At 68.0% G+C, this 24410-nt stretch carries 22 protein-coding genes and 1 pseudogene; 10 read left to right on the forward strand and 13 right to left on the reverse strand.

Features of this window, described 5'->3' with window-relative positions; translation table 11 throughout:
* Positions 1 to 132 precede the first annotated feature (132 nt).
* A pseudogene (locus F793_RS14250) lies at positions 133 to 338 on the forward strand (hypothetical protein).
* Positions 339 to 682: 344 nt separating this feature from the next.
* Here the strand turns inward: F793_RS14250 and ruvA are convergent.
* The 7 genes from ruvA to F793_RS0105475 form a co-directional block, all read right to left on the reverse strand.
* Positions 683 to 1291, reverse strand: coding sequence for a Holliday junction branch migration protein RuvA (gene ruvA / locus F793_RS0105445; RefSeq protein ID WP_018867436.1), 609 nt, complete (start codon positions 1289 to 1291; stop codon positions 683 to 685).
* Entirely contained in the window at positions 1288 to 1803 is a 516-nt protein-coding gene (gene ruvC / locus F793_RS0105450) for a crossover junction endodeoxyribonuclease RuvC (RefSeq protein WP_026279293.1), read from the reverse strand. Before ruvC ends, ruvA begins: the two co-directional genes overlap by 4 nt.
* Positions 1804 to 1824: 21 nt before the next feature.
* Positions 1825 to 2565: a YebC/PmpR family DNA-binding transcriptional regulator gene (locus F793_RS0105455; protein ID WP_018877156.1), complete on the reverse strand. Its 741-nt coding sequence runs from the start codon at positions 2563 to 2565 to the stop codon at positions 1825 to 1827.
* A gap of 323 nt (positions 2566 to 2888) precedes the next feature.
* Positions 2889 to 3518, reverse strand: a complete 630-nt coding sequence (locus F793_RS0105460; protein ID WP_018867439.1) for a triacylglycerol lipase — start codon at positions 3516 to 3518, stop codon at positions 2889 to 2891.
* Between the two features lie 21 nt (positions 3519 to 3539).
* Entirely contained in the window at positions 3540 to 5324 is a 1785-nt protein-coding gene (gene aspS, locus F793_RS0105465) for an aspartate--tRNA ligase (RefSeq protein ID WP_018881798.1), read from the reverse strand.
* Positions 5325 to 5443: 119 nt separating this feature from the next.
* On the reverse strand, positions 5444 to 6094 hold the full coding sequence (locus F793_RS0105470; protein WP_018881799.1) for a DUF502 domain-containing protein: 651 nt from the start codon (positions 6092 to 6094) through the stop codon (positions 5444 to 5446).
* Between the two features lie 3 nt (positions 6095 to 6097).
* Positions 6098 to 6361, reverse strand: a complete 264-nt coding sequence (locus F793_RS0105475) for an FmdB family zinc ribbon protein (protein WP_018881800.1) — start codon at positions 6359 to 6361, stop codon at positions 6098 to 6100.
* A 167-nt stretch (positions 6362 to 6528) separates the two neighbouring features.
* Between F793_RS0105475 and F793_RS0105480 the strand changes: the two genes are divergently transcribed.
* The 3 genes from F793_RS0105480 to F793_RS0105490 are packed head-to-tail and all read left to right on the forward strand — an operon-like array spanning position 6529 to position 9167.
* Positions 6529 to 6906 (forward strand): DsrE family protein, encoded by a 378-nt coding sequence (locus F793_RS0105480; protein WP_018867443.1) that lies wholly within the window; start codon positions 6529 to 6531, stop codon positions 6904 to 6906.
* A 10-nt stretch (positions 6907 to 6916) separates the two neighbouring features.
* On the forward strand, positions 6917 to 7771 hold the full coding sequence (locus F793_RS0105485) for an SDR family oxidoreductase (protein ID WP_018881801.1): 855 nt from the start codon (positions 6917 to 6919) through the stop codon (positions 7769 to 7771).
* Positions 7772 to 7790: 19 nt separating this feature from the next.
* Positions 7791 to 9167, forward strand: a complete 1377-nt coding sequence (locus tag F793_RS0105490) for a nucleoside recognition domain-containing protein (RefSeq protein WP_018881332.1) — start codon at positions 7791 to 7793, stop codon at positions 9165 to 9167.
* 23 nt (positions 9168 to 9190) lie between these two features.
* On the opposite strand, the gene F793_RS0105495 is transcribed toward F793_RS0105490, so the two are convergent.
* From F793_RS0105495 to F793_RS0105515, 5 genes are all read right to left on the reverse strand, one after another.
* On the reverse strand, positions 9191 to 12961 hold the full coding sequence (locus F793_RS0105495) for a PAS domain-containing protein (RefSeq protein ID WP_018881802.1): 3771 nt from the start codon (positions 12959 to 12961) through the stop codon (positions 9191 to 9193).
* Between the two features lie 28 nt (positions 12962 to 12989).
* Positions 12990 to 13196 carry a hypothetical protein gene (locus F793_RS0105500; protein ID WP_017941374.1) on the reverse strand — a complete coding sequence of 69 codons (207 nt, stop codon included), beginning with the start codon at positions 13194 to 13196 and terminating at the stop codon, positions 12990 to 12992.
* Between the two features lie 42 nt (positions 13197 to 13238).
* Positions 13239 to 13457, reverse strand: a complete 219-nt coding sequence (locus F793_RS0105505) for a hypothetical protein (protein ID WP_018867447.1) — start codon at positions 13455 to 13457, stop codon at positions 13239 to 13241.
* Between the two features lie 581 nt (positions 13458 to 14038).
* The gene (locus F793_RS0105510; protein WP_018881803.1) at positions 14039 to 17344 is read right to left on the reverse strand and encodes an efflux RND transporter permease subunit; all 3306 of its coding nucleotides are present in this window, start codon (positions 17342 to 17344) and stop codon (positions 14039 to 14041) included.
* Entirely contained in the window at positions 17341 to 18366 is a 1026-nt protein-coding gene (locus F793_RS0105515; protein ID WP_018867449.1) for an efflux RND transporter periplasmic adaptor subunit, read from the reverse strand. Before F793_RS0105515 ends, F793_RS0105510 begins: the two co-directional genes overlap by 4 nt.
* A 277-nt stretch (positions 18367 to 18643) precedes the next feature.
* On the opposite strand from F793_RS0105515, the gene F793_RS0105520 reads away from it, so the two are divergent.
* The 6 genes from F793_RS0105520 to F793_RS0105545 all read left to right on the forward strand — a co-directional run bounded on the left by F793_RS0105520 (position 18644) and on the right by F793_RS0105545 (position 24085).
* Entirely contained in the window at positions 18644 to 18985 is a 342-nt protein-coding gene (locus F793_RS0105520) for a phenylpyruvate tautomerase MIF-related protein (RefSeq protein WP_026279294.1), read from the forward strand.
* Positions 18986 to 19019: 34 nt separating this feature from the next.
* Positions 19020 to 20729 carry a proline--tRNA ligase gene (locus F793_RS0105525; protein WP_018867451.1) on the forward strand — a complete coding sequence of 570 codons (1710 nt, stop codon included), beginning with the start codon at positions 19020 to 19022 and terminating at the stop codon, positions 20727 to 20729.
* Positions 20730 to 20865: 136 nt separating this feature from the next.
* Positions 20866 to 21147, forward strand: a complete 282-nt coding sequence (locus F793_RS0105530; RefSeq protein ID WP_018867452.1) for a type II toxin-antitoxin system RelE/ParE family toxin — start codon at positions 20866 to 20868, stop codon at positions 21145 to 21147.
* 25 nt (positions 21148 to 21172) lie between these two features.
* The gene (locus F793_RS0105535; protein ID WP_018867453.1) at positions 21173 to 21472 is read left to right on the forward strand and encodes a HigA family addiction module antitoxin; all 300 of its coding nucleotides are present in this window, start codon (positions 21173 to 21175) and stop codon (positions 21470 to 21472) included.
* A 63-nt stretch (positions 21473 to 21535) separates the two neighbouring features.
* The gene (locus tag F793_RS0105540; protein WP_018881804.1) at positions 21536 to 23398 is read left to right on the forward strand and encodes an SLC13 family permease; all 1863 of its coding nucleotides are present in this window, start codon (positions 21536 to 21538) and stop codon (positions 23396 to 23398) included.
* A 78-nt stretch (positions 23399 to 23476) separates the two neighbouring features.
* Complete coding sequence (locus tag F793_RS0105545; protein ID WP_018881805.1) at positions 23477 to 24085, forward strand: Hsp20/alpha crystallin family protein; 609 nt, start codon at positions 23477 to 23479, stop codon at positions 24083 to 24085.
* A gap of 12 nt (positions 24086 to 24097) precedes the next feature.
* Here the strand turns inward: F793_RS0105545 and yccX are convergent, their stop codons facing one another.
* Entirely contained in the window at positions 24098 to 24388 is a 291-nt protein-coding gene (gene yccX / locus F793_RS0105550; protein ID WP_018867456.1) for an acylphosphatase, read from the reverse strand.
* Positions 24389 to 24410 lie beyond the last annotated feature (22 nt).

Raw genomic sequence — 24410 nt, forward strand, 5'->3', positions numbered from 1 at the left:
GAACTCGCTGCGCCTTCGGCTCCGCTCAGACATCCAGCGCCTTTTTCCCCGCGAAAACCCTCTCCGCTCGGCGCGACGACAACGGGGGCCTCAAGGTCAAGACAACGGCTGTCCCGACGGTCTTGCCAGTGGATGAAGGCTAGGTCTTCGCACATCTTGGGCACGCTCGGCCTTTGGCCGTTGCGTGCCGCGCCCGCGGTGCGGGCGCCGGGGGCTTTCAGGCGGCAGGGCCGTTGTTGTGTCGCGGGGTCGGAATACCTCCTGTCTTGACCTTACTCCCCCGTATGGAGCCCCTTGCGGAAGGGTTCTCGGGCCGGGAGAAGGCGCTGGATGTCTGAGCGAAGCCGAAGGCGTAGCGAGTTCAGCGCCGCCGGCCCGAGGGCCCTGGAGCAAGGTTCCCGGGCGGAATCCGGGTGCCCTTCTTTGGGCACTTTCTTGGGCAAGCAAGAAAGTGCCTCGGGGCGCGCTGGCGAGTCAGCGCCAGGCAGTATGCGGACCGAAAGCACGTAAACACCGGATGTCGAACCAGGACCAGCCACCACGAGGCAGGGGCCGGACCGGAGGCACCGTAAACACCAAACGACGAACCAGGGCCAGCCACCAATACAGCGCAAGCGGCGGACCGAAAGCACATAACCGCGGGCGACGACGCTGGCCAAGCCAGGATCGCTGCGGGTGTGCGCTAGCGTTTGACGGTAGAGCGCAGCGCGAGACGCACCAGCGTCTCCACCGAGTCGGCCTGGTCGCGGACCGCCGCAACCATCTTCTCGGCACTGGCCCGCGGATAGCCAAGGGACTCCAGCGCGGCCAGGGCCTCGCCCTCCATCGCGGCCGCCGGCGTGGGCTCGCTGCCCGCCGCCGCCCCGGCGGGCGCGGCGGCAAAGCCCATCTCGGCCAGGCGCTCGCCCAGCTCGAGCACCACCCGTTCGGCGGTGCGCTTGCCAATGCCCGGCACCTTGGCCAGGCCCGTCACGTCGCCACCACTGATCAGGCCCGCCAGCTCGTCGCCGGCGTAGGTCGAGAGCATGGCCAGCGCCAGTTTGGCACCGATACCGTTGACGCGGATCAGACGGCGGAAGAGGTCGCGGTCGCGCTTGTTCAGGAATCCGAAGAGCTGGTGGGCATCCTCGCGCACCACCAGGTGGGTCGCCAGCACGACCGTCTCGCCGGGTTCCGGCAGGGCCGCCAGCGTGGACAGCGGGACATCCACCTCGTAACCAACCCCGCCGGCGTCGATCACCACGCCGTTCACCTCGCGACTGATCAGCCGCCCCTCCAGTCGGGCGATCATGGGCGCCCCCCGATCATCGCGGCGGCCGAGCCCTGCAGGCGCGCCTCGTTCTGCCGGGTGTGGGCGTGGCAGAGCGCGACGGCCAGGGCATCAGCGGCATCGCTGCTGGCCGGTTCGGCCAGGCGTAAAAGTTGCTGCATCATGTGCTGGACCTGCTCCTTGTCCGCGCCACCGACACCGACCACGGCCAGCTTGATCGCGCGCGGGGCGTATTCGTGTACCGGCAGACCGGCCTGGGTGGCGGCGCAGATGGCCGCGCCACGGGCGTGCCCCAGCTTGATCGCGGACTGGGCATTGCGGGCGACGAACACCGACTCGATGGCCAGTACGTCGGGCTTCAGCTCGTCGATCACCTCGACTACGCCGGCGAAGATCTCGCCCAGGCGCTCGGGGAAGGCCTTCGCCTTCGGCCGGATCACGCCGTGGCCGCAGGAACGGCCACGACTGCGATCAAACTCGATGACCGCAAAGCCGGTCACGCGGGAGCCGGGGTCGATCCCGAGGATGCGCACGCCGCTCACGCCGCGGCCGGATCAGTCACCGCTGACTTCTTCGGGGAAGTCGGCGTTGGTGTAGACGTTCTGCACGTCGTCCAGATCATCGAGCATGTCCAGCAACTTCAGGACCGACTCGGCGGTCTCCGCATCCAGCGGCGCAAGGGTCTCCGGCCGCCAGGTGACCTCGGCGTTTTCCGGCTCCAGGCCGCGCTCGGTCAGCGCGGCGCGCACGTCCTGATAGGTCTCCGGCTCGGTGATCACCTCGATGGCGCCGTCGTCCTCGACCTGGACGTCCTCGGCCCCGCCCTCCAGCGCGGCCTCCATCACCACCTCGTCATCCAGGCCCGGGGCGAAACGGATCACGCCCTTGTTCTGGAACAGGTAGGCGACCGAGCCGTCGGTGCCGAGGTTGCCGCCCATCTTGGAGAAAGCATGCCGCACCTCGGCAACCGTGCGGTTGCGGTTGTCAGTCATGCAGTCGACCAGGATGGCCGCACCGCCAGGCCCATAGCCCTCGTAGCGGATCTCCTCGACGTTGTCGCCATCGGTCTCGCCGGCGCCACGCTTGGCGGCCCGCTCGATGGTGTCGCGGGTCATGTTGGAACCCAGCGCCTTGTCGATCGCCAGGCGCAGGCGCGGGTTGGTCTCCGGGTCCGAGCCGCCCTGGCGGGCGGCCACGGTGATCTCGCGGATCAGCTTGGTGAAGAGTTTGCCGCGCTTGGCGTCCTGGGCGTTCTTGCGATGCTGGATATTCGCCCACTTGCTGTGGCCTGCCATTCGGTCACGACTCCTTGAGTTGGGTTCGGTTATGCCGACCCGGCATGCCGCCGGGCACCGGAATGCGCACAGTCTAATCGCTGGGGCCGCGCTAATCACGAATGCGGGCGGCATGCCCCTGCCGTAGCCCCTTCGTCATTGCGAGGCCCCGCAGGGGCGGTGAACGGCCGCAGGCCGGCTCGAAGGGCGCGCGCAGCGAGTAACCTCCGGACCGAACCCCCGACGCCCGCCCGGGCCAGCGCCGGGGCCATCCACGGAGATCGCCACGGCGCTCCGCGCCTCGCGATGACCGCGGTGGTCGGGCTTGACGGGCCCGTCCGGCGTCAGGGCAGAAACTCGCCCGCCTCCAGGAAGTGCAGGGTCTCGCGCGCCACGACGGTGTCGAACAGCATGCCCATATGCGTCACCGGCAGGGTCAGGTGACGCGAGACGTCGGGGCCCCGCGTCTCGTCCACCGCGACCAGGCCGTCATGGGGATGCGGCAGGCGCGCAATCAGCGGGCCCGGCCCGAACGGCCGGCTGCCGGCCAGCATGCCGATGTCGCGCCCGCGCAGGATCGGGCTCCCACCGAGCAGGCCGCGTTCCAGGGGCGCGCCCAGCCACCAGCGCCCGGCCCGGTTGCGCGCCAGCCGGGCCGCCACGCGGCTGCCGGCCAGGGGCGAACCCAGCATCACGATGCGGCCGGGACGCTGCACGGGCGCGACCTCGAACAGGTGGCGCACCACCACGCCGCCCAGGCTGTGGGCGACCAGGTGCACGAGGTCGCCGGGGACGTCGTCGAGAAAGGCCGCCAGCGCGCGCCCCGCCTGCTCCGGCGTCTGGCGCCGCGAGGCGTAGCGGAAGGGGTGAACCGCGTGACCGGCCGCGCGCAGGCGCCGGGCGAGCAGGGCCATCTCCAGGCCGGACATATGCCAGCCATGGACCGTAACCACACTGGTACGCATGCCGGCCATGGTGAACGACCGGCCCGTTGCCTACCCGGCCTGTTGCGTAGCGCTGGCGCGCAGGCGGATGCCCAGCTCGCGCAGCTGCTTCTCGCCGACCGGCGCCGGGGCGTCGGTCAGCAGGCAGGCGGCCGTCTGGGTCTTGGGGAAGGCCATTACGTCGCGAATGGAGTGGGCGCCGCTCATCAGCATCACCAGGCGGTCCAGGCCGAAGGCCAGGCCGCCGTGCGGCGGGGCACCGAACTCCAGCGCATCCAGCAGGAAGCCGAATTTCTCGCGGGCCTCGTCCTCGCCGATACCCAGGGCCTCGAACGCAGCCTGCTGCATCTCGGGGTTGTGGATACGGATGGAGCCACCGCCCACTTCGGTGCCGTTGAGCACCATGTCGTAGGCACGGGACAGGGCCTCGCGCGGGTTATTGCGCAGCGCGTCCGGGCTGTCCACCGCCGGGGCAGTGAACGGGTGATGCAGGGCGTACAGGCGCTTGTCCTGGTCGTCGTACTCGAACATCGGGAAGTCGACGACCCACAGCGGCTGCCAGCCCGCCTCGACCAGGTCGAGGTCGTGGCCGAGCTTCACCCGCAGCGCGCCGATCGCCTCGTTGACCACCGAGGCCTTGTCCGCACCGAAGAAGATCAGGTCGCCGGCGGCGGCCGCGGTCTTTTCCAGGATCTGCCGGGTCACGTCCTCCGGCAGGAATTTCAGGATCGGCGACTGCAGCCCGCCCTCGATATCCGCCGGGTCGTTGACCTTGATGTAGGCCAGGCCCTTCGCGCCGTAGCGGCCGACGTACTCGGTGTAGACGTCGATCTCCTTGCGCGTGAGCTTGGCTCCGCCCGGCACGCGCAGCGCGGCCACGCGGCCCTCGGGGTCGTTCGCCGGGCCGTTGAAGACCTTGAACTCCACCGCCTGCATCACCTCGGTCAGTTCGGTGAACTCCAGCGGGATGCGCAGATCGGGCTTGTCCGACCCGAAGCGGGCCATCGCCTCGGCGTAGGCCATGCGCGGGAACGGATCGGGCAACTCGACACCCTGCACCTCGCGGAACAGGTGCCGGATCAGGCCCTCGGTCACGCCCATCACGTCGGCCTCGTCGACGAAGGCCATCTCCATGTCCAGCTGGGTGAACTCCGGCTGGCGATCGGCGCGCAGGTCCTCGTCGCGGAAGCAGCGGGTGATCTGGTAGTAGCGGTCCATGCCGGACATCATCAGCAGCTGCTTGAACAGCTGCGGCGACTGCGGCAGGGCAAAGAAGCTGCCCGGATGCGTACGGCTGGGCACCAGGTAGTCGCGTGCACCCTCCGGCGTGGCCTTGGTCAGCATCGGGGTCTCGAGGTCGAGGAAATCGCGTTCCTCGAGGAAGCGGCGCATGGCCGCGGAGACCTTTGCGCGCAGACGCAGGCGCTCCTGCATCACCGGGCGGCGCAGGTCCACGTAGCGATAGCGCAGGCGGGTGTCCTCGCCGACGTCCTCGTCGTCCAGCGGGAACGGCGGGGTCTTCGCGGCGTTCAGGACCTCCAGTTCCAGACCCAGGATCTCCACCGCACCGGTGGACAGGTCCGGGTTTTCGGTCCCCTCGGGACGGCGGCGCACACGACCGGTCATGCGGATCACGTACTCGCTGCGCAGCTGCTCGGCGCGGGCGAAGACGTCCTCGCGGTCGGGGTCGAACACGACCTGCACCCGACCCGTGTGGTCGCGCAGATCGACGAAGATCACGCCCCCGTGGTCACGCCGGCGATTCACCCAGCCGCAAAGGGTCACCTCCGAGTCGAGTTCGTTCTCGGTGACACGTCCACACAGATGAGTTCGCATTGCGCTGTTCCAGCCGAAGGGCACGCCCGCCAGGGATCGGTGGTTCCTGAGAGGCCTGCACGGTTAGTCGGGAAAACGGGGCGCACGCGACGTCCGCACCCGCGAAAAGGCCGGAAATCTTACGATTTGCCCTGCCCTTGCGCAACCGGAGGCGGGGCCTCTTCAGGTCCTTTCAGGGGCGTGACGACCCCCATGGACATCACGAACTTGAGGCCGTCCTCCACCGTCATGTCGAGTTCAATCGCCTCTTCGCGCGGGACCATCAGCACGAAGCCCGAGGTCGGGTTGGGGGTCGTCGGGACGAATACGGTGATTACCTCGTGCTCGGTACGCTCCTGCACCTCGCCGGTGCCGACGCCGGTCATGAACCCGACCGACCACAGGCCGCGGCGTGGGTATTCGATCAGCATCACCTTGCGGAAGGCCTGGCCGCCATCCGCCAGTACCGTCTCGGTCACCTTCTTCACCGCCCCGTAGATCGAGTTAACCAGCGGGATGCGGTGCACGATGGACTCGCCCAGCGCGACCAGCTTGCGCCCGACGATGTTGGCCACGATCACCCCGGTGACGAACACCACGACGATCGCGACCACGATCCCCACGCCCGGGATGGAAAAGCCCAGCAGCGCCTCCGGCCGCCAGCCCGGCGGCAGGAGGAGGATGGTGAAGTCCAGCAGGTCGACCAGCAGCTTGATAATGAAGCCGGTGACGATCAGCGGCAGCCAGACCAGCAGCCCTGCAATCAGGTAGCGGCGCAGGGAGACCAGCATGGGTCAGGTGCTGGCCGCGGCCTTGCTCGTGGAGGTATCGGACTTGCCGGCGCCACCGCCCGAATCCTTCAGGTTGCGCTTGCCGTCCTTCTTGAAATCGGTCTCGTACCAGCCGCCCCCGGCCAGGCGGAAACCGGCGGCGGAGACCTGCTTGGTCAGGGCATCGGCACCGCACTCGGGGCAGGTGGTGGCGGGCGGATCGGAGATCTTCTGCAGGATCTCGGAGATCTCGCCGCAATCCTTGCACTGGTATTCATAGATGGGCATGGCTGGAATCCTCGGAACACATCCGCGAAAACACGGGTTGAGGCGTATTATGCGGCCGTTCGCCGGGAATAAAAGGCCTTCCGCACCGACAGGCGGTGTTTGCGCCGCGCGGCCGCAGCGCGGATGATTCGCCCCATACCCGAATGCACTGCCCGCAAGGACCTGCCATGGCCGAAAAGATCGTGATCATGCTGCTCAATCTGGACCTCGACCGCCCCGGCACCCTGGGCGCGCCGTTCTTCCAGGCCACCGTCGCCGCTGCGATGGATCTCGAGGTCGAGATCTACTTCGCCGCCGGCACCACCCGCCTGCTGCGCGCGGGCGTGGCGGACCAGATCTACCCCGGCGAGGCGAAGGAGAAGTCGGTCTACAGCTTCATGCAGGATGCCCACGAGGCCGGCTGCGCCTTCTACGCCTGCGCCGGTGCAATGGACGAGAACGGGCTGACCCTGGACAACGCGGTCCCGGAACTGGACGGGATGCGCGGCGGCGGCGCCTTCATCGGCGAGGTCGTCGAGGACGGCGTCGCCACCCTCACCTACTGATCCGGCCGCCATGAGCGAACCCTCCCAGCGCGCGGTCCTGATCACCGGCTGCTCCAGCGGCATCGGGGCCTGCACCGCGGGCATGCTGCGCGAACGCGGCTACCGGGTCTTCGCCACCGCCCGGCGCAGCGAGGATGTCGCGCGGCTGAAGAAGGACGGCTTCGAGGCATTGCAGCTGGACCTGGATGACTCCGCCAGCATCCACAGCGCAGTCACCGAGATCCTGCACCGCACCGACGGCCACCTCTACGGCCTGTTCAACAACGGCGCCTATGGTCAGCCCGGCGCGGTGGAGGACCTCAATCGCGCCACCCTGCGCGCACAGCTGGAGACCAACGTGCTTGGCTGGCTGGAGCTGACGAATGCCGTGCTGCCCGCCATGCGCCGCGCCGGCGAGGGCCGCATCATCCAGAACAGCTCGGTCCTGGGCCTGGTCGCCCTGCGCCTGCGCGGGGCCTACGTGACCTCCAAGTTCGCGATCGAGGGCATGAGCGACACCCTGCGCCAGGAACTGCACGGCACGGGTATCCATGTCTCGCTGATCGAGCCGGGCCCGATCCGTAGCGACTTCCGCGCCAACGCCCTGAAGGCCTTCCGCTACCACATCCAGCGCGAGCACAGCCCGTGGGAGGAGACCTACCGGGCCGCCGAGGCCCGCATGGCCGACGCCGAATCCGATGCGCCGTTCACACTGGGGCCCGAGGCGGTCGCACGCTGCGTGGTGCACGCCCTGGAGGCTCGCCGGCCGCGGGTGCGTTATCACGTGACCTTCCCCACCCGGTTGTTCGCCTTCCTCAAGTGGCTGCTGCCGGCGCGGGCGATGGATGCTGTGCTGCGCGGTGTATCACGCGGAGAGAACCGCTGACCGTGGCAAACTGCGCCGCATGAACCTGATCTTTCTCGCCCTGATCGTGATCGCCGTGGCAACGGCCGCGATCCGCGAGATCCGCTCCACCGACCCGGACGAGCAGCCGATGCAGGCGCTGTCCGAGGGCGCAATCGACGCGGCCGGCTCCGCGGTGGAACTGGCGCTGGGTCTGGTCGGGGTAATGGCGCTGTTCCTGGGCCTGATGAAGATCGCCGAGGCTGGCGGCCTGCTGACCGTACTGGCCCGCCTGCTGCGCCCGCTGATGACCCGCCTGTTCCCGTCGGTCCCGCCGGAGCACCCGGCGATGGGCGCGATGATCCTGAACTTCTCCGCCAACATCCTGGGGTTGGGCAATGCCGCGACGCCGTTCGGCATCCGCGCGATGCAGGAACTGGAGAAGCTGAACCCGCACCCGGGCACCGCCACCAATGCGATGGCCCTGTTCCTGGCGATCAACACCTCCAGCATCACATTGCTGCCCACCGGGGTGATCGCGCTGCGCGCCTCGCTCGGCTCCGAAGCCCCGGCGGCGATCCTGCCGACCACGCTGTTCGCCACGCTGTTCGCGACCATCGCCGGCATCACCAGCGCCCTGATCCTGCAGCGCTATTTCCGCAGCCCGGCGCCGACCCGATCGATCGACCCGGACGCCGCCGATCGCGACGGCGCCACGGACCTGGACGACACGGTTCGCGCGACCGAGTCCCGAAGCGCCCCGTCCGACGCCGAAGCGGGCGCGACCGAAGAACCCGCCCCGGAGCAGCAACCGATGAACATCGAGGTGCCCACCGAGGGCTACCCGGCCTGGGTCTCGCTGACGGTACTGGCCGGGGTGCTCGCGATCATCCCGCTGACCATCCTCTACGGCCAGGCGATCGCCCCCTGGATCATCCCGGGGCTGGTAGTCGGCTTCCTGTCCTACGGGGTGATCCGCGGCGTGCCGGTCTACGAGGTCTTCGTCGAGGGGGCCAAGGAGGGCTTCAACGTGGCCCTGCGCATCATCCCCTACCTGGTGGCGATCCTGGTCGCGGTGGGGATGCTGCGCGAGAGCGGTGCTTTAGGCATGTTCGTCGGGCTGGTCGGGCCGCTGACCACGCCCTTTGGCCTGCCGGCCGAGGCCCTGCCGATGGCCCTGCTGCGCCCGCTGTCCGGCTCCGGCGCCTATGGCATCATGGCCGGCATCATGCAGGACCCGGCCACCGGGCCGGACACCCACGTCGGCATCCTGGTCTCCACCCTGCAGGGCTCGACCGAGACCACCTTCTACGTGCTCGCGGTGTACTTCGGCGCAATCGGCATCAAGCGCGTGCGCCACACTCTGGCGGCCGCGCTGACCGCGGACGCCGTCGCCGTGGCCGCGGCGATCGCGATCGTCGCATTCCTCTTTCTTTGAGAATCGCCGACGCGCGCGGCGGCTCAGCCGCTCGCGCGACCCGCGGCACAGCGCTGCAGCGCGCCCAGCAGATCGCTCGCCCCGATCGGCTTGGTCAGCAGAGCATCAAAGCCGGCCGCCGCCACCCGCTCGCGCGTGGCCTCGGTGGCATCGGCCGTCACCGCGATCACCGGGATCGCCGCCAGCGCCGCCTCGGCGCGCAGCGCGCGCAGCACCTGAAAGCCGTCCATCACCGGCAGATTCAGATCGAGCAGGACAAGCCCCGGCGGGTCCCGCAGGGCCATGTCCAGGCCCGCCACGGCGGAGTCCGCCACCCGGCAGTCGCTCACCCCCTGCTGCCTCAGCATCTCGCGCAGCAGACGCTGATTGGCGGCATGATCCTCGATGCAGAGCACCCGGCAACCCTCCCGGATCGCAACTTCCGAGGCTGCGCCCACGTCCTCTCCGGCCGCGGGCGGGAGGTGCTCCTGCGCCGCGGGCAAACGGAACCAGAAGGTGCTGCCCGTACCCGGTATGCTGTCGACGCCGATCTCGCCGTCCATCAGCTCCACCAGGTTGCGGGTCACCGCAAGGCCCACCCCGCTCCCCTCGATTCCCTGCTCCTCGGCCACCAGGCGCTCGAAGGGCTGGAACAGCCGCTGGCACTGCTCCGGCGTCAGCCCCGGCCCGTCGTCTTGCACCGCGATCCGCACGCCGGAGCCCTCGTGTTCGCAGGTCACGCGCACGCGCCCGTCCGGCCGGTTGTACTTGACCGCGTTGGACAACAGGTTCAGGAGTACCTGCCTCAAACGCCGGGGGTCGGCCTGCACCATCACCGTCGGCAGGGGCTCCGCTGCGAGCACCACGCGATGCTCGCGCGCCAGGGGCTCCAGCAGGGACAGGCATTCATCCAGTAGCGGGTCCACGGCGACTGGTTCCGGCTCCACCTGCATGCGCCCCGCCTCGATCCGCGCCAGGTCCAGGATCTCGTTGATCAGGTCCAGCAGATGGCGCCCGGCGCGCATGATTTCATCGAGATGGCCGCGCTGGTGTTCATCCAGAGCCGGATCGCGCTCCAGCAGCTGTGCAAACCCGAGAACCGCGTTCATCGGCGTGCGCAGCTCGTGGCTCATGTTGGACAGAAAATCCGACTTGGCCCGGTTGGCCGCCTCGGCCGCCTCGCGCGCACGGTGCAGCTCGGCGCGACGACGCAGCTCGTCGGTGAAGTCGCTGAAGATATTGAAGCCGTATTGCGGTTCGCCGCGATCGTCGAGGACGACCCCGATGTTGCTGACGGTGATAAACACCGCCCCGTTGGCGCAGCGGTGGGGCAGCTTTCCGGCCCAGGAACCGCCTTCGGAAAGCACCCGGTCGATCTCCCGCGCCTCCTCTTCGGAGTCCTCGGGGATGATATCCATCTCGCGGAAGCTCCGGCCCAGCATCTCGCTCGACTCGTAGCCCACCATCTCGCGCGCGGCGGCATTCACGTAGACGAAGCGGCCCGCACGGTCCACTACCGCGATGCCCTGCCCGGAGGACTCGAAGATGCGCTGGAACAGGGCCAGATGTTCCTGGGCCTCGTGCAGTTCGGTGATGTCCTGCAGGCTCCCGGCGATGTGCGCGGGTCGGCCCTCTGCATCCAGGCTGACACTGGCGATGACGTGGACAAAGCGGGTCCGCCCGTCCCGGAATTGCACCCGGTGACCGAGTTCGTGGTGTCCGGCCGCGTTCAGGCCCTGCAGAAAGGCCGTCACCGGCTCGCGATCCTCCGGGTGCACCAGCGCCAGGTATGTGTCGCGCCCGAAGGACGCATCCCCCGCATCCGCCTCGAAGATCTCGTGGATGACCCGCGACCATGTGATCGCCCCGCTTTGCGGGTCCATCTCCCAGTTGCCGATGCGCGCCAGGCGCTGCGATTCCAGCAGCCGGGTAGACAGCTGGGACAATGCCAGTTCCGAGGTCTTGCGCTTGGTGATGTCCTGCATCACACCCAGCATGTACAGAACCTCGCCGTCCTGATCCCGGACCACGTCGCCGCGCTCGAGCAGCCAGTGCTCCGAGCCGTCGGGCCAGATGACGCGATGCTCCAGTTCAAGATAGGACCCGCGACGCAGACTGCTGGCGATCGCATTGCGCACCCGGATGCGATCGTCGGGGTGCACCGCCTGCACGAAATTGGCGACCGTGGGTTCCAGCCCGCCCTCGGGATAGCCCAGAAGCGGCGGGATGCGCTCCGACCAGCCCAGCGCCTCGCGGTTCGGCGCCCATTCCCAGGTCCCCATGTTGGCGAAGATCTGGCTGGAGCGCAGGCGGTGCTCCTGATGCTTCACGTGGGTGATCTCGGTGCGGATCGACACGTACTGGTAGGGGCGCCCGTTGCTCCCGAGATACGGGACGATGGTGGTCTCCACCCAGTACAGCGAGCCGTCGCGCGCACGATTGCACATTTCGCCCTGCCAGACGCGCCCGGACGCGATGGTGGACCAGAGCTCGGCATAGAATTCCGGTGGATGCTGGCCGGACTTCAGGATGCGGTGATTGCGGCCCATCAGCTCGGACACCGCATAGCCGCTGACCCGGGAAAAGCGCTCGTTGGCGTAGACGATGTTGCCGGCCACGTCCGCGATACTGACCAGGGCATGTTCGTTGACGGCCACATGCTCGCGTTCGCGCTCGTACAGGGCATCGCGATAGGACTGGCTGACCCCGTCGATCTGGCGCATCTGGCGCGCCCGCGCGGCAATCGCGGCCTGGATACGGGCTGGCTCCACGGGCTTCAGAAACACCCCCGCCACACCGGGGTGCACCGTCATCAGGGCGTTGATCCGTCCGGGGTCCTCGGTCAGGAACAGCAGCGGAACCGCCCCCCCGTTGTCCCGAATACGCAGCAGCGCGACAAACGATTCCGCCGGTTCGTCCAGCCCCTGCAGATCGAGGACCACCACATCGGCGCCGATCTCGCCCAGCCGGAGGCGCGCATCCTCCGGGTCGGACACCGTCGATACCTCCAGCCCGGAAGCGGCCAGATGATGAGCGAGTTCGCTGTCCGCCTCCCCGGCGACCAGCAGCACGCGATAATCCGACTCCACGATTACGCCGCCGATCTGCATCAGCTGCTCGACCAGGGTGTCGGTTACCAGGGGGTGATCGAGGCAGCGCGTCACCCCCTGGCGCACGCATTCGAGGCGGGCGCCGGGACTCCAGGCCTGAGCGACGGCCAGCACCGGAAGCCCGCTGGCCAGCGCAGACGCCAGCCCCGGCAAGCCGCCCCCGTCCGCCGCGACCACGTCGGCACACAGCACCACTGCGGAAAGCGGCTCGTCGTCGGCCACGGCAACCTCGCCCCGGGTTACACGAAAACCCTGGTCGGCCAGCATGCGGGCCACCGCCTCGCCGACCGCGCCGCCGTCGTCGATCAGGCGGACTCGTGACTCCGCCGGACGCCCCCCCACAGGCTGCATGCGCGCCTGCGCCGCCGGCCGCGCCCGCTGCCGATAGGCCTCCACGGCCGTGGCCAGGCGGCGCACCCCCGCGACAATCAGGTCACGATCCGGTCCGGGCGGGGCCCGGCGTACGCCGGCCACGGCGGCCCGCAGGGATTCCGCCGCGCCGCGGATCAAGCCGACATCGAAGACCTGCCCCGACTGCGCCAGCGCCTGGGCCTCGCGGTACAGGGTGATCAGGCGTTCGCCATCCGCAAACGTGCCGTCGAGCTGACCGGACAGGGCCTCCAGATCCGCGACCCGCTGCCCCAGTGACTCGAGGAATTCGCCCCGCAGGCGCGCTAGCCCCGGCGATGCCGGGGCTGGTGTCACGAGAGGCGTACGTGACGGATGCACCGAATCAGTTCGGCGGGCCGCCCGGATTGATGTCCTTGTCCTTGACGATGAAGTAGACCCCGATCGCCGCCAGGCCCATCCACATCAGCAGTGCAAACACCCCGAGGATCTCCCAGAGCGTCACGAAGAAGAACAGCATGATGGCGGCGGCGCCAAGGAAGATGTTGCCGATCACGAAATTGGACGGCCGGCGGGAATCATTGTCGGGCATGGAGCACTCCGGTACGGGTGCCAGGGACGGCACCGGGCAGGGCTATTGCTTCTTGTAGGGGGCGAAGTCGAACTGCCCGGCGGTCATGTCGTCCCACAGATCGCTCTGCAGCACGGCCAGCAGCTTGAACAGCTTGCGCAGTTCGGGGTCATCCATGAAGCGCTGGTCCTCGCTGGCCTTCAGCGTCTCGACCAGGGTGGCGCACTGTTCGCGGCTGATTCCGAGGACGTTCAGGCCCTCTTCTCCCATCTCGACATCCATCGAGCGTCTCCGGTTCGGTTAAGTGGCACCGATTGTAGCCGCATGCCGGCACACGGCGAAAACACCGGAACGGGATCCTGTCATTGCCAGGCCCCACGTGTTGGAGCGAGGCAGCGCCCGCCCCCCACAACGTCATTGCGAGGAGCGCAGCGACGAAGCAATCCCCGCCCGGAACCACCGGATCGCTGACACTGGCACTCTGCCAGCTTCAGGAGGTTGCCGCGTCGCCTTCGGCTCCTCGCAATGACGGTGCCCGGCACGGCGCTCGTGCCACGACCCCTTGCAGGGCTTCGCTAGGGAAACACTGATCAATGTACACGCTCGCGCTCGAGTCGCTTTTGCGTGCGAACAAGGCGCGGTGACTGCCGTGCATTCATTCTGCACAAGGGAGCCGCAACGCCGTGCGCGCGCAAAAGCGGCCGAGCCCCGTGGGGTTGGTGCCCCAGGTTCCCCGATCCAGCGTTGCGTCGCTTGCGGGTAGGACCACTACCCGCTGCGCGACGCGCCTTGTCTCGAAAAACCTGGGGTACCAACGCGAGTGTGTACCTTGATCAGTGTTTCCCTAGGACAGGGTCGTGGCGTTACGCCGCCTGGGCGCGGATCAGCTCGACCCGGTTGCGCACGTACAGGTAGTACAGCACCGGGATGATCACCAGCGTCAGCAGCGTGGAGACAAACACGCCGAAGATCAGCGAGATCGCCAGGCCGGAGAAGATCGGGTCATCCAGAATAAACCCGGCGCCGACCATCGCCGCCAGCCCGGTCAGGATGATCGGCTTGGCGCGCACCGCACCCGCGTGCACCACTGCCTCGATCACCTCCACGCCACGGCGGATCTCCTCGTTGATGAAGTCCACCAGCAGGATCGAGTTGCGCACGATAATCCCGGCCAGCGCGATCATCCCGATCATCGAGGTCGCGGTGAACTTGGCGTCCATGAAGAAGGCATCCATGAAGGCATGCCCCGGCATCACCCCGATCACGGTCAGCGGGATCGGCGCCATGATGATCAGCGGCACCATGTACGAGCGGAACTGCGCGACCACCAGCAGGTAGATCAGGATCAGCCCCACCGAGTAGGCAATGCCCATGTCGCGGAAGGTCTCGTAGGTCACCTGCCACTCGCCGTCCCACTTCAGGGAGAAGTTGTACGGGTTGTCCGGCTGGCTGATGAACAGCTGCTCCAGCGGCTCGCCATAGGCCATGGGCTGATCGCGCAGGCCGAAGAACATGTCGAACATGCCGTATAGCGGGCTGTCCAGACCACCGGCCAGGTCGCCCATCACGTAGACGACCGGCAGCAGGTTCTTGTGATGGATCGAATGCTCCAGGGTCGAGTCCACCACATTGACCACCTCGGACAGCGGCACCAGCGTGCCGTCGCGCGAGCGCACCTTGAGCCCCAGCACCGGGTCCAGGCTGCCCTTCTCGGCCTGTTCGAACTCGAGCCGCACGGGCACCGCGTACTTCACGTTGGAGCCGTAGAGGTAGGTCACGTCCTCGCCGGACAGCGCGGTCTCGATCGCCTGCACCACCGCCTGCTGCGACACGCCCAGGCGCGCGGCCCGCTCGCGGTCGACCTGCAGGATCTTCTTCTGCCCCGGGTATTCCACCGAGTCGTCGATATCGGTAATGCCGTCGGTGTTCTCGAAGCGCTCGCGCACCTGGCGGGCGATCTCGATCTGACCGTCGTAGTCCGGCCCGTAGATCTCGGCCACGATCGGCGACATCACCGGCGGCCCCGGCGGCACCTCGACCACCTTCACCGCGGCACCGTGACGATCGGCGATCTCGTTGATTGCCTCGCGCACACCGAGCGCCACCGCATGGCTCTGGCGCGAGCGCTCGGAGGCATCCACCAGATTCACCTGGATGTCGCCGACGTGCGAGCCCTCACGCAGGTAGTACTGCCGCACCAGGCCGTTAAAGTTGATCGGCGCCGCGGTACCCGCGTAGGTCTGCACGTTGTGCACCTCGGGCACGGTCTTCAGATAGTCGCCCATCTCCGCCAGCACGCGGGAGGTACGCTCCAGGCTGGTGCCCTCCGGCATATCCAGCACCACCTGGAACTCCGACTTGTCGTCGAACGGCAGCATCTTCATGACCACCAGCTGGAAGTAGGCCAGCGACACCGAGCCGAGGATCAGCACCAGGGTCCCGACCCACAGCACCAGGCGGTTGGTCTTCTTGCGCCCGGAGGTCCCGAGAAACGGCAGCAGCAGGCGGTTGAAGATCTTCATCAGCCCAGCGGAGGCGCTCTCGCCTTCCGCGCCGTGCCCGCCGCCGGCCGGTGCGGCATGCGCGTGCTGCTCGGCCTGGCGTCGCAGCACCTTGTACGTCAGCCAGGGCGTGACCACGTAGGCCACCGCCAGCGAGATGATCATCCCCATCGAGGCGTTGATCGGGATCGGGCTCATGTAGGGCCCCATCAGCCCGGTCACGAAGGCCATCGGCAGCAGGGCCGCGATCACGGTGAAGGTCGCGAGGATGGTCGGTCCGCCGACCTCGTCCACCGCGAGCGGGATAGCCTCGAGGAATTTCCTGCCGCCCTTGGCCATGTGCCGGTGGATGTTCTCCACCACCACGATGGCATCATCCACCAGGATCCCGATGGAGAAGATCAGCGCGAACAGCGACACGCGGTTGAGGGTGAAGCCATAGGCCCAGGAGGCGAACAGGGTGATCGCGAGCGTGATCACCACGGCCACACCGACGATGAAGGCCTCGCGCCAGCCCAGTGCGATCCAGACCAGGATCACCACCGACGCGGTTGCCAGGATCAGCTTCTGGATCAGGGTATTGGCCTTGTCGTCCGCAGTCTCGCCGTAATTCCGGGTGATAGTCGTCTCGATACCGTCAGGGATATAGGTCCCGCGCAGCTGTTCCAGGCGCTCGACCAGGGCGTCGGCGATATCCGGGGCGTTGGTCCCCGGTTGCTTGGCAATCGCCACGGTGACCGCCGGGTGGCTCTCGCCCGCGCGCGCTCGATCGCCGGCGGCCGCGCCATGGGCAAAGCGCACGTGCTCGGTGGCATAGGCCGGGCCCTGCACCACCTCGGCAACGTCCTCGAGGTAGATCGGACGGCCGTCGTGCATGCCGACCACCAGACTGGCGAAAGCCTCGGGTTCGGTAATGAAGTCGCCAGCCTGGACGAGGATCTCTTCATCGTCCTGATAGAGCTGACCGGCGTCGCGCGAGAAGTTGGAGGCCTGCAGGCTGGTGCGCAGGTCATCCACCGACAGGTTGTAGGCAGCGAGCGTCTCCGGCTTGAAGCGCACGTGCACCACGTGGTCCGGGCCGCCGACCGTGTAGATATCACGGGTACCCGGGACCCGCTTGAGCTCGGCCTCGATCCCGTGCGCCACGCGCAGCAGATCGTGCCCGCCGCGCTCGGGGTCCTCGGTCCACAGGGTCACGTTGACGATCGGCACGTCGTCGATGCCCATCGGCTTGATGATCGGCTCGCCGACCCCCAGCCCCGGCGGCAGCCAGTCCTGGTTGGAGAACACCTGGTTGTACAGGCGCACCAGCGCCGCGGTGCGGTCCTCGCCGACCTCGAACTGAATGGTGATCTGCGCCATGTTCGGGCGCGAGACGGAATAGATGTCATCGATGCCCTCGATCTCCGAGAGCACCTGCTCGGCCGGCGTGGTGACCAGTTGCGCCACCTCCTGCGCGCTCGCCCCGGGGAACGGGATGAACACGTCGGCCATGGTCACGTTGATCTGCGGCTCTTCCTCGCGCGGGGTCACCAGAATCGCGAACAGCCCCAGCAGCAGCCCCAGCAGGGCCAGCAACGGGGTGATCTGGGTGGTCAGGAAGGCCTGCGCGATGCGCCCGGAGATCCCCATCCGCTCGGACGCCCCCTCCGTGGTGGCATCGCTCATGGGTTCACCTGCTGATGTTCCTTCAGCCAGATCTGCGCGTGGACCGGATCCAGCGCCACGCGCTCGCCGGCCTCCAGACCGCCGTGGATCTCGATCAGGCCGTCATGCTGACGCCCGACCCGTACCTGGCGGAACGCCACCCGGTCGTCCGCATCCACCACATAGACGGCGATGACCTCGCTGCGATAGACCACGGCCTCGGTCGGCACCACCAGGCGCTCCACCGCGTCCACGACGAAGGCGGTCTTCACGAACATGCCGGGGAACAAGCCCAGATCCTGCTGCTCCGGCAGGTTCACGCGGATGCGGAAGGTCGAGCTGGCGGGATCGGCGTAGGGGAAGATGGTCAGGCTTTCGGCCGCCACCCGGTCTCCGTTCAGCAGGACCTCGGCACTGCGCCGCTCACGCACGCTGTGAATCAGACGCTGCGGCACATCCACCGCCACCCGCAACTGGTCCAGGCTGATCCCGGACAGCAGCGGCGACCCCGGGCTGACCGACTCGCCGACCTCTACATGGCGCTCGGTCACGATCCCCGAATAGGGCGCGTACACCTCGGTGTAGCCCAGTTGTTCACGGGCCTCCTCGACCCGACCCTCGGCCGAGCGCAGGCGGGCACGCGCCGACTCCAGCGCGGCCTCGGCGCGATCGAACTCGGAGCGCGACACCACCCCGCGATCGAACACATCGCGAATGCGCTCGAACTCCGAACGGGCCTCGTTGAAGCGGGCGCGGGCCTCGGCCAGATCGCCCTCGGCCTGGCTTACACGGGCCTGCTGCTCGGTGTCGCTGACCCGGACCAGCAATTCATCGGCCTCGACGAAGTCGTCGACATCCACGTAGATCTCGCGGATCCGCCCGGAGGTCTGCGCCGAGATCGTGGACCGCTGCACTGCCTCGACGCGGCCATCCAGGATCCGTTCCTGGGTGATCGTCTGGCGTTCGGCGGTGGCCGTCTCGAACGGCAACTCCGCCTGGGCCGCAAACGGCAACAGCAGCAGGGCCCACAGGGTGTGGCGCATCCGGTTTCGTGTCATGAGGCGTCTGTCCTTGCTCGAAGAGGTCGTCGGGGGTGCGCAGGCGCGCACCGGGCCCGGAACCATATATTAGATTTTTCTAATTTATTATTTCCTGATGTTGAACGCAATCCGGCCGTCCGGCCCCGCCGCGTTCGTCTCCCTCGCAGCGAGTATAGCCACCCTGACAAGGGTTTCACCCGCTAGGGAGACGCGAGCGCTGCACCGACCCCGCGCTCCCCGTATCATGGCGACCTTTCGCCGCAACGCCCCGGAGGATGCCATGCCGCTGCTGCAAGTCGAGACCAATGCCGCCCTGCCCGACGACACCGCCACGTTGTGCCAGCGCCTGTCCGCCGCGGTCGCCGACTGGCTGGGCAAGCCCGAGGGCTACGTGATGGTCGCCTGCCGCCACAACCCGGCCATGTGCTTTGGCGGGCGCACCGATCCGCTCGCGTACTGCGAGCTGAAGAGCATCGGCCTGCCCGAGGGCCTGACCCGCGAGCTGTCGCGCAAGCTGTGCGACAGCCTGCAGGCGGAACTGGGCATCGAGCCGGCCCGCGTCTACATCGAATTCGCCGACGCCCCGCGCCACTTCTGGGGCACCAACGGCACCACGTTCTGAACCCTTTCCAGCCATCAACCACGGACTGCCCCCGATGCGCGTCTCGCAATTCCCGCTGAACACCCTGAAGGAAACCCCGGCCGACGCCGAGATCATCTCCCACCAGCTGATGCTACGCGCCGGCTACATCCGCCGGCTGGCCTCCGGGCTGTACACCTGGCTGCCACTGGGCCTGCGGGTGCTGCGCCGGGTGGAAAACATCGTACGCGAGGAGATGAACCGCGCCGGCGCCCTGGAGGTGCTGATGCCGGCGGTGCAGCCGGCCGAGCTGTGGCAGGAGTCCGGGCGCTGGGACTTCTACGGCGCCGAACTGCTGCGCATCAAGGATCGCCATGACCGCGACTTCTGCTTCGGCCCGACGCACGAGGAGGTGATCACCGACCTGGTACGCCGCGAAGTCCGCAGCTACCGCCAGCTGCCGGTCAACTACTACCAGATCCAGACCAAATTCCGCGACGAGCGCCGCCCGCGCTTCGGCGTGATGCGCGCCCGCGAATTCCTGATGAAGGACGCCTACTCCTTCCATATCGACGCCGACTCCCTGGGCGACACCTACCAGCAGATGCACGCGGCCTACACCCGCATCTTCGAACGCTGCGGTCTGGACTTCCGCGCGGTGGAGGCCGACACCGGCGCCATCGGCGGCAACACCTCGCACGAGTTCCACGTGCTGGCCAGCTCCGGCGAGGACGCCATCGCGTTCTCCCCGGCCGGGTTCGCCGCCAACGTCGAACTGGCCCCCTGCCCGGTGCCCGCGCCGGCCCCGGCCCCCGGCGCGGCGCTGGAGAAGATCGCCACGCCCGACGTGCACACCATCGACGATCTCGCGAAATTCCTGGACATCCCGACCGAGCGGACGGTGAAGACCCTGGTGGTGGCCGCCTCCGACGCGATCGACGCCGACCTGGTCGCCATCGTGCTGCGCGGCGACCACGAACTGAACGCGGTGAAGGCCGAGAAGCACCCCTGGGTCGCCGAGCCGCTGCGCATGGCCGAAGCCGCCGAGATCCGGGCCGCATTCGGCGCCGACCCCGGCTCGCTGGGGCCGGTGGACAGCCCGATTCCGGTTCTCGCCGATCAGGCCATGCTGGGCATGGCGGACTTCGTGGTCGGCGCCAACGAGGACGGCTACCACCTGACCGGCGTGAACTGGGGCCGCGACCTGCCGCAGCCGGAGACCGCCGACCTGCGCAACATCCTCGAGGGCGAGCCGGCCCCGGACGGTTCCGGGGCGATCGAGATCCGCCGCGGCATCGAGGTCGGCCATATCTTCCAGCTGGGAGACAAGTACAGCCAGGCCCTGGGCGCCCGCGTACTGGACGAGGACGGCCGCGAACAGGTGGTGACCATGGGCTGCTACGGCATCGGCGTCTCGCGCGTGGTCGCCGCCGCGATCGAGCAGAACTCCGACGAGCGCGGCATCTGCTGGCCCACCGCCATCGCCCCCTTCGACATCGCCCTGTGCCCGATCGGCGCCAAGAAGTCCCAGCGCGTGCGCGAGGCGGCCGAGAAGCTGCACGACGAGCTGGAGGCCGCCGGCTTCCAGGTCCTGCTGGATGACCGCGAACAGCGCCCCGGCGTGATGTTCGCCGACATGGAGCTGATCGGAATCCCGCACCGCCTGGTCATCGGCGAGCGCGGCCTCGACGCCGGCGAACTCGAATACCAGGCACGCACGGCCACCGAGGCCGAACACCTCCCGATGGATGGCCTGCTCGACGCCCTGCGCCAACGCCTGCAATAAGGGCTCGGCGGTCACCGTGCCTCGCCCGCAGAAAACAGCGCCGAAGTGACGGGCGTATTCGGGACCGGTATTTCCCGGGAGAGTCCGGTTCGACAACCGTTTGCGCGCTAATAACGCAGCGCGTTAACATTTATCCATGATCCAGAGCTACCGCGGCAAGGAAGCCGCGCGGCTGGCCCGGGGCGAGAGGGCACGCCGCCTGCCCGACGAGGTAACGCGCCGGGCACGAATGCGTCTGGCGCGCATCCACGCTGCCACCCGCCTCGAGGATCTGCGCCAGCCTCCCTCGCATCGACTGGAGGCACTGAAAGGCGACCGCGCGGGTCAATACAGCATCAGGATCAACGACCAGTGGCGCATCTGTTTCGAATGGCGAGACGGTCACGCCTACAACGTCGAGATCGTGGATTACCACTGATCCGACGACCACCAGGGAGGCAACGATGACAGCACAGGATATCGAGGCCCCGATCCATCCGGGCCAGCACCTGGCCGAATTCATCGAGGAGGCAGGCATCAGCCAGTACCGCCTGGCGCACGACATCAGCGTGCCCCCCCGCCGAATCAACGAGATCGTGCAGGGCAAGCGCGCGATCACGGCGGATACGGCGCTTCGCCTGGGCCGTTATTTCCGCACCTCGCCCGAGTTCTGGATGAACCTCCAGGATCACTTCGAGCTCGAGCAGGCCCGCCAGTCCCTGGGGCCTCGGCTTGAACAAGAAGTACATCCGCGCGTTGCCTGATTCACGCGGCCCCCTCATCGACTGCCCCGCCGCAACCGATCCCCGCAAACAGGGCCGCTTCTGATGGGGTCGGTCGCCTTTACCCTGGAGATGGGGATCGTGTTCGGCCTACTAGGGCTGACGATCCTGCTGTTCGTGACGGAGGTGATCCGGATCGACCTGGCGGCGCTGAGCGTGCTGTTCCTGCTCGGCATGGTCGCGCTGGTGCCGGGGGTGGCGCCGATCGTCGAGGGCGAGGCACTGTTTTCCGGCTTTGCCTCGAACGCGGTGATCGCGATCATCGCGGTGATGATCATCGGCAAGGGGCTGGACCGCTCCGGGGTCATGAACCGCCTCGCGGACCTGATCCTGCGCTTTGGCGGGCAGACCGAGCGCCGCGTGATGGCCACCACCTCGGGGGCCGTGGGCATCATCACCAGCTTCATGCAGAACATCGGGGCCGCCGCGTTGTTCATGCCGGTGATCAACCGCATCGGCGCGGCCGCACGTATCCCCCGCTCGCGCCTGCTGATGCCGATGGGCTTTGCCGCGATCGTCGGCGGCACCCTGACGCTGGTGGCCTCCAGCCCGCTGATCCTGCTCAACGACCTGTTGCCCGGCGAGGTCGAGGGCTTCGGGCTGTTCGACGTGACCCCGATCGGACTCGCCCTGCTGGGTACGCTCATCCTCTACTTCGCGCTGTTCGGACGCTGGGTCCTGCCGGCCCGCGATCCCCAGACCGAGGACCCGGACGAGAGCCGGGTGCAGACGACCTCGGCCTGGTTCCGCGATGTCTACGGCATGGATTTCGGGGTGCGCGAGGCACGCCTGGACGAGGACAGCTCCCTGGCCGGAATGCGCGTGGGCGACTTCGAGGCGGCCTTCGGGGTACACGTCGTGGGCGTCACCACGGGCGACGAGACCCGCATCGAACCCAACCGGGACGTGGAGCTGGAGCGCGGAGCACACCTCGCCATCCTCGGACCGGTCACCACCATCGAGACGACCTGCGACCACACCGGCACCGTGCTGAAGGACGAACTGGACGTGTTCGCCCGCGCCATGTCCGCCCGCCACGGAGGGATCGCGGAGGTGATCATCCCGCCCGGCTCCGAGCTGATCGGACAGACCGTGCGCGACAAGGGCATGCGCCGCAGCTACGGCATCTCGGTGCTGCGCATCCAGCGCGGCGATGACCTGATCGTCGACGAGGTCCCGGATACCCCGCTGAAGGCCGGCGACACCCTGGTCGTGCACACGCCCTGGGAGAACCTGCAGGCGCTGGAGGACGACCGCGACTTCGTCGTGGTCACCAGCCGCTATCCACGACGCAAGCAGGAGGCCTCAAAGACCCACCGGCCACTGGCCGCGCTCGGCTCCCTGGCGCTGGGGCTGGGACTGGTGCTGTTCACTGACCTGCCGCTGGCACTGGCCCTGCTGGGCGGGGCCCTGGGGATGATCTTCACCGGCGTGATCACGATGGACGAGGCCTATCGCGGCATCAGCTGGAAGACCGTCTTCCTGCTCGCCTCGCTGATCCCGCTGGGGCTGGCGGTGGAGAACTCCGGCGCCGGTGAGTGGATCGCGACCAACGGCATGCAGCAACTGGAAGGGATGCCGGTCTGGGTGCTGCAGGTCGCGGTGTTCCTGCTGACCACCTTCTTCACGCTGGTGATGTCCAACGTCGGGGCAACGGTTCTGCTGGTCCCGCTGGCGGTCAGCTTCGCGAGCGTCGCCCAGGGCATGGGGATCGACGCCGACCCGCGGGTGTTCGCGCTGATCGTCGCGATCGCCGCATCCAACTCCTTCATCCTGCCCACCCACCAGGTCAATGCCCTGATCATGGATCCCGGCGGGTACCGCGTGGCCGACTACCTGCGCGCCGGCGCCGGTGTGACACTGCTGTTCATGGTCGTCTCGCTGCTCGTCATCAACCTGCTCTTCTGAGGGAAACACTGAGCCCCGTTCAGGGCCGGTACAGGCTACTCGGACAGACTCGGCTACAAACCCACACGGAAATCGCGCATGCCCGCAACGCTTCGTCTGTACCCGGTCCTGGCAGCCCTGGCGCTGCTGCTGGCCGCCTGCAGCCCGCGGATCTACGGGGTAAGCGAGGAACAATGGGACGCCATGGGCGAGGCCGAACGGGTCGAGGCCATCCGCGCCTGGGAATCGGTGCAGAAGGCCCGCGAGGCCCGGCTGCAGGCCGAAGCCGAGCAGGAGGCGGCACGGGCAGCCGAACGCGCCGAGCGGGTCGCGGCCATCCGCAGTGGCCAGGCCGGCCTGCCCGGAGACCTGATCCGCGTCAGTCTCAGCGGCGGCACGCTGCGGATCGGCGGTCGCGAACGCGCGCTGGAGCCAACGGCCTTTACCCTCGCCAGTGGCGAGAGCCGCAGCATCGAGGTACACGCCGAGCGCTACCGCAGTGAGCTCGAGGTCGCCTATGAAGATGGCCTCTTGCTGATCGACCTGCCGCGCCATTCGCGCACCGGGGCGGCCCGCCTCGCCTGGGACGGCGCCTGGATGCAGGGGGCCGAGACCCGCATCCGGTCGGAAGGTCCGCACCGGCTGCGCGACGTGCGTGCCTTCGTCCAGATCATTCCGCCACCGGGTCGCCCGCTGCGGCGCTACTGAGGCACCGCCGAGTCAGCCCGTGGAGAACTCGCGCGGCGCCGGCTCCGGGGGTTCCAGCTCCTCGGCCTCCACCGCATCCACCCGCGCCATGCGCGGCCCGTCGGCCAGCCACTCCTCCAGCGTGTCCAGCGCCCTGCGCGGGCCCACGGCCAGCACCTCGACGCTGCCGTCCGGCTCATTACGGGCATAACCGGTCAACCCGAGCCGCCGAGCCTCGTCGCGGGTAGAGGCGCGGAAGAACACCCCCTGCACCTGACCGCTGACACGCCAGCGGCGGGCATGGTTATCATTGGCCTCCGTCATTTTTCGTCCTCCGGAGTGGATT

The organism is Thioalkalivibrio sp. ALE22 (assembly GCF_000381445.1).
Lineage (GTDB): Bacteria > Pseudomonadota > Gammaproteobacteria > Ectothiorhodospirales > Ectothiorhodospiraceae > Thioalkalivibrio.

Bases quoted from the DNA above. Each gene is read 5' to 3' on its own strand.
- ruvA (WP_018867436.1), bottom strand. From the start codon at position 1,291: ATGATCGCCCGACTGGAGGGGCGGCTGATCAGTCGCGAGGTGAACGGC.
- F793_RS0105455 (WP_018877156.1), bottom strand. From the start codon at position 2,565: ATGGCAGGCCACAGCAAGTGGGCGAATATCCAGCATCGCAAGAACGCC.
- F793_RS0105460 (WP_018867439.1), bottom strand. From the start codon at position 3,518: ATGGCCGGCATGCGTACCAGTGTGGTTACGGTCCATGGCTGGCATATG.
- aspS (WP_018881798.1), bottom strand. From the start codon at position 5,324: ATGCGAACTCATCTGTGTGGACGTGTCACCGAGAACGAACTCGACTCG.
- F793_RS0105470 (WP_018881799.1), bottom strand. From the start codon at position 6,094: ATGCTGGTCTCCCTGCGCCGCTACCTGATTGCAGGGCTGCTGGTCTGG.
- F793_RS0105475 (WP_018881800.1), bottom strand. From the start codon at position 6,361: ATGCCCATCTATGAATACCAGTGCAAGGATTGCGGCGAGATCTCCGAG.
- F793_RS0105480 (WP_018867443.1), top strand. From the start codon at position 6,529: ATGGCCGAAAAGATCGTGATCATGCTGCTCAATCTGGACCTCGACCGC.
- F793_RS0105485 (WP_018881801.1), top strand. From the start codon at position 6,917: ATGAGCGAACCCTCCCAGCGCGCGGTCCTGATCACCGGCTGCTCCAGC.
- F793_RS0105490 (WP_018881332.1), top strand. From the start codon at position 7,791: ATGAACCTGATCTTTCTCGCCCTGATCGTGATCGCCGTGGCAACGGCC.
- F793_RS0105500 (WP_017941374.1), bottom strand. From the start codon at position 13,196: ATGCCCGACAATGATTCCCGCCGGCCGTCCAATTTCGTGATCGGCAAC.
- F793_RS0105505 (WP_018867447.1), bottom strand. From the start codon at position 13,457: ATGGATGTCGAGATGGGAGAAGAGGGCCTGAACGTCCTCGGAATCAGC.
- F793_RS0105510 (WP_018881803.1), bottom strand. From the start codon at position 17,344: ATGAGCGATGCCACCACGGAGGGGGCGTCCGAGCGGATGGGGATCTCC.
- F793_RS0105515 (WP_018867449.1), bottom strand. From the start codon at position 18,366: ATGCGCCACACCCTGTGGGCCCTGCTGCTGTTGCCGTTTGCGGCCCAG.
- F793_RS0105520 (WP_026279294.1), top strand. From the start codon at position 18,644: ATGCCGCTGCTGCAAGTCGAGACCAATGCCGCCCTGCCCGACGACACC.
- F793_RS0105525 (WP_018867451.1), top strand. From the start codon at position 19,020: ATGCGCGTCTCGCAATTCCCGCTGAACACCCTGAAGGAAACCCCGGCC.
- F793_RS0105530 (WP_018867452.1), top strand. From the start codon at position 20,866: ATGATCCAGAGCTACCGCGGCAAGGAAGCCGCGCGGCTGGCCCGGGGC.
- F793_RS0105535 (WP_018867453.1), top strand. From the start codon at position 21,173: ATGACAGCACAGGATATCGAGGCCCCGATCCATCCGGGCCAGCACCTG.
- F793_RS0105540 (WP_018881804.1), top strand. From the start codon at position 21,536: ATGGGGTCGGTCGCCTTTACCCTGGAGATGGGGATCGTGTTCGGCCTA.
- F793_RS0105545 (WP_018881805.1), top strand. From the start codon at position 23,477: ATGCCCGCAACGCTTCGTCTGTACCCGGTCCTGGCAGCCCTGGCGCTG.
- yccX (WP_018867456.1), bottom strand. From the start codon at position 24,388: ATGACGGAGGCCAATGATAACCATGCCCGCCGCTGGCGTGTCAGCGGT.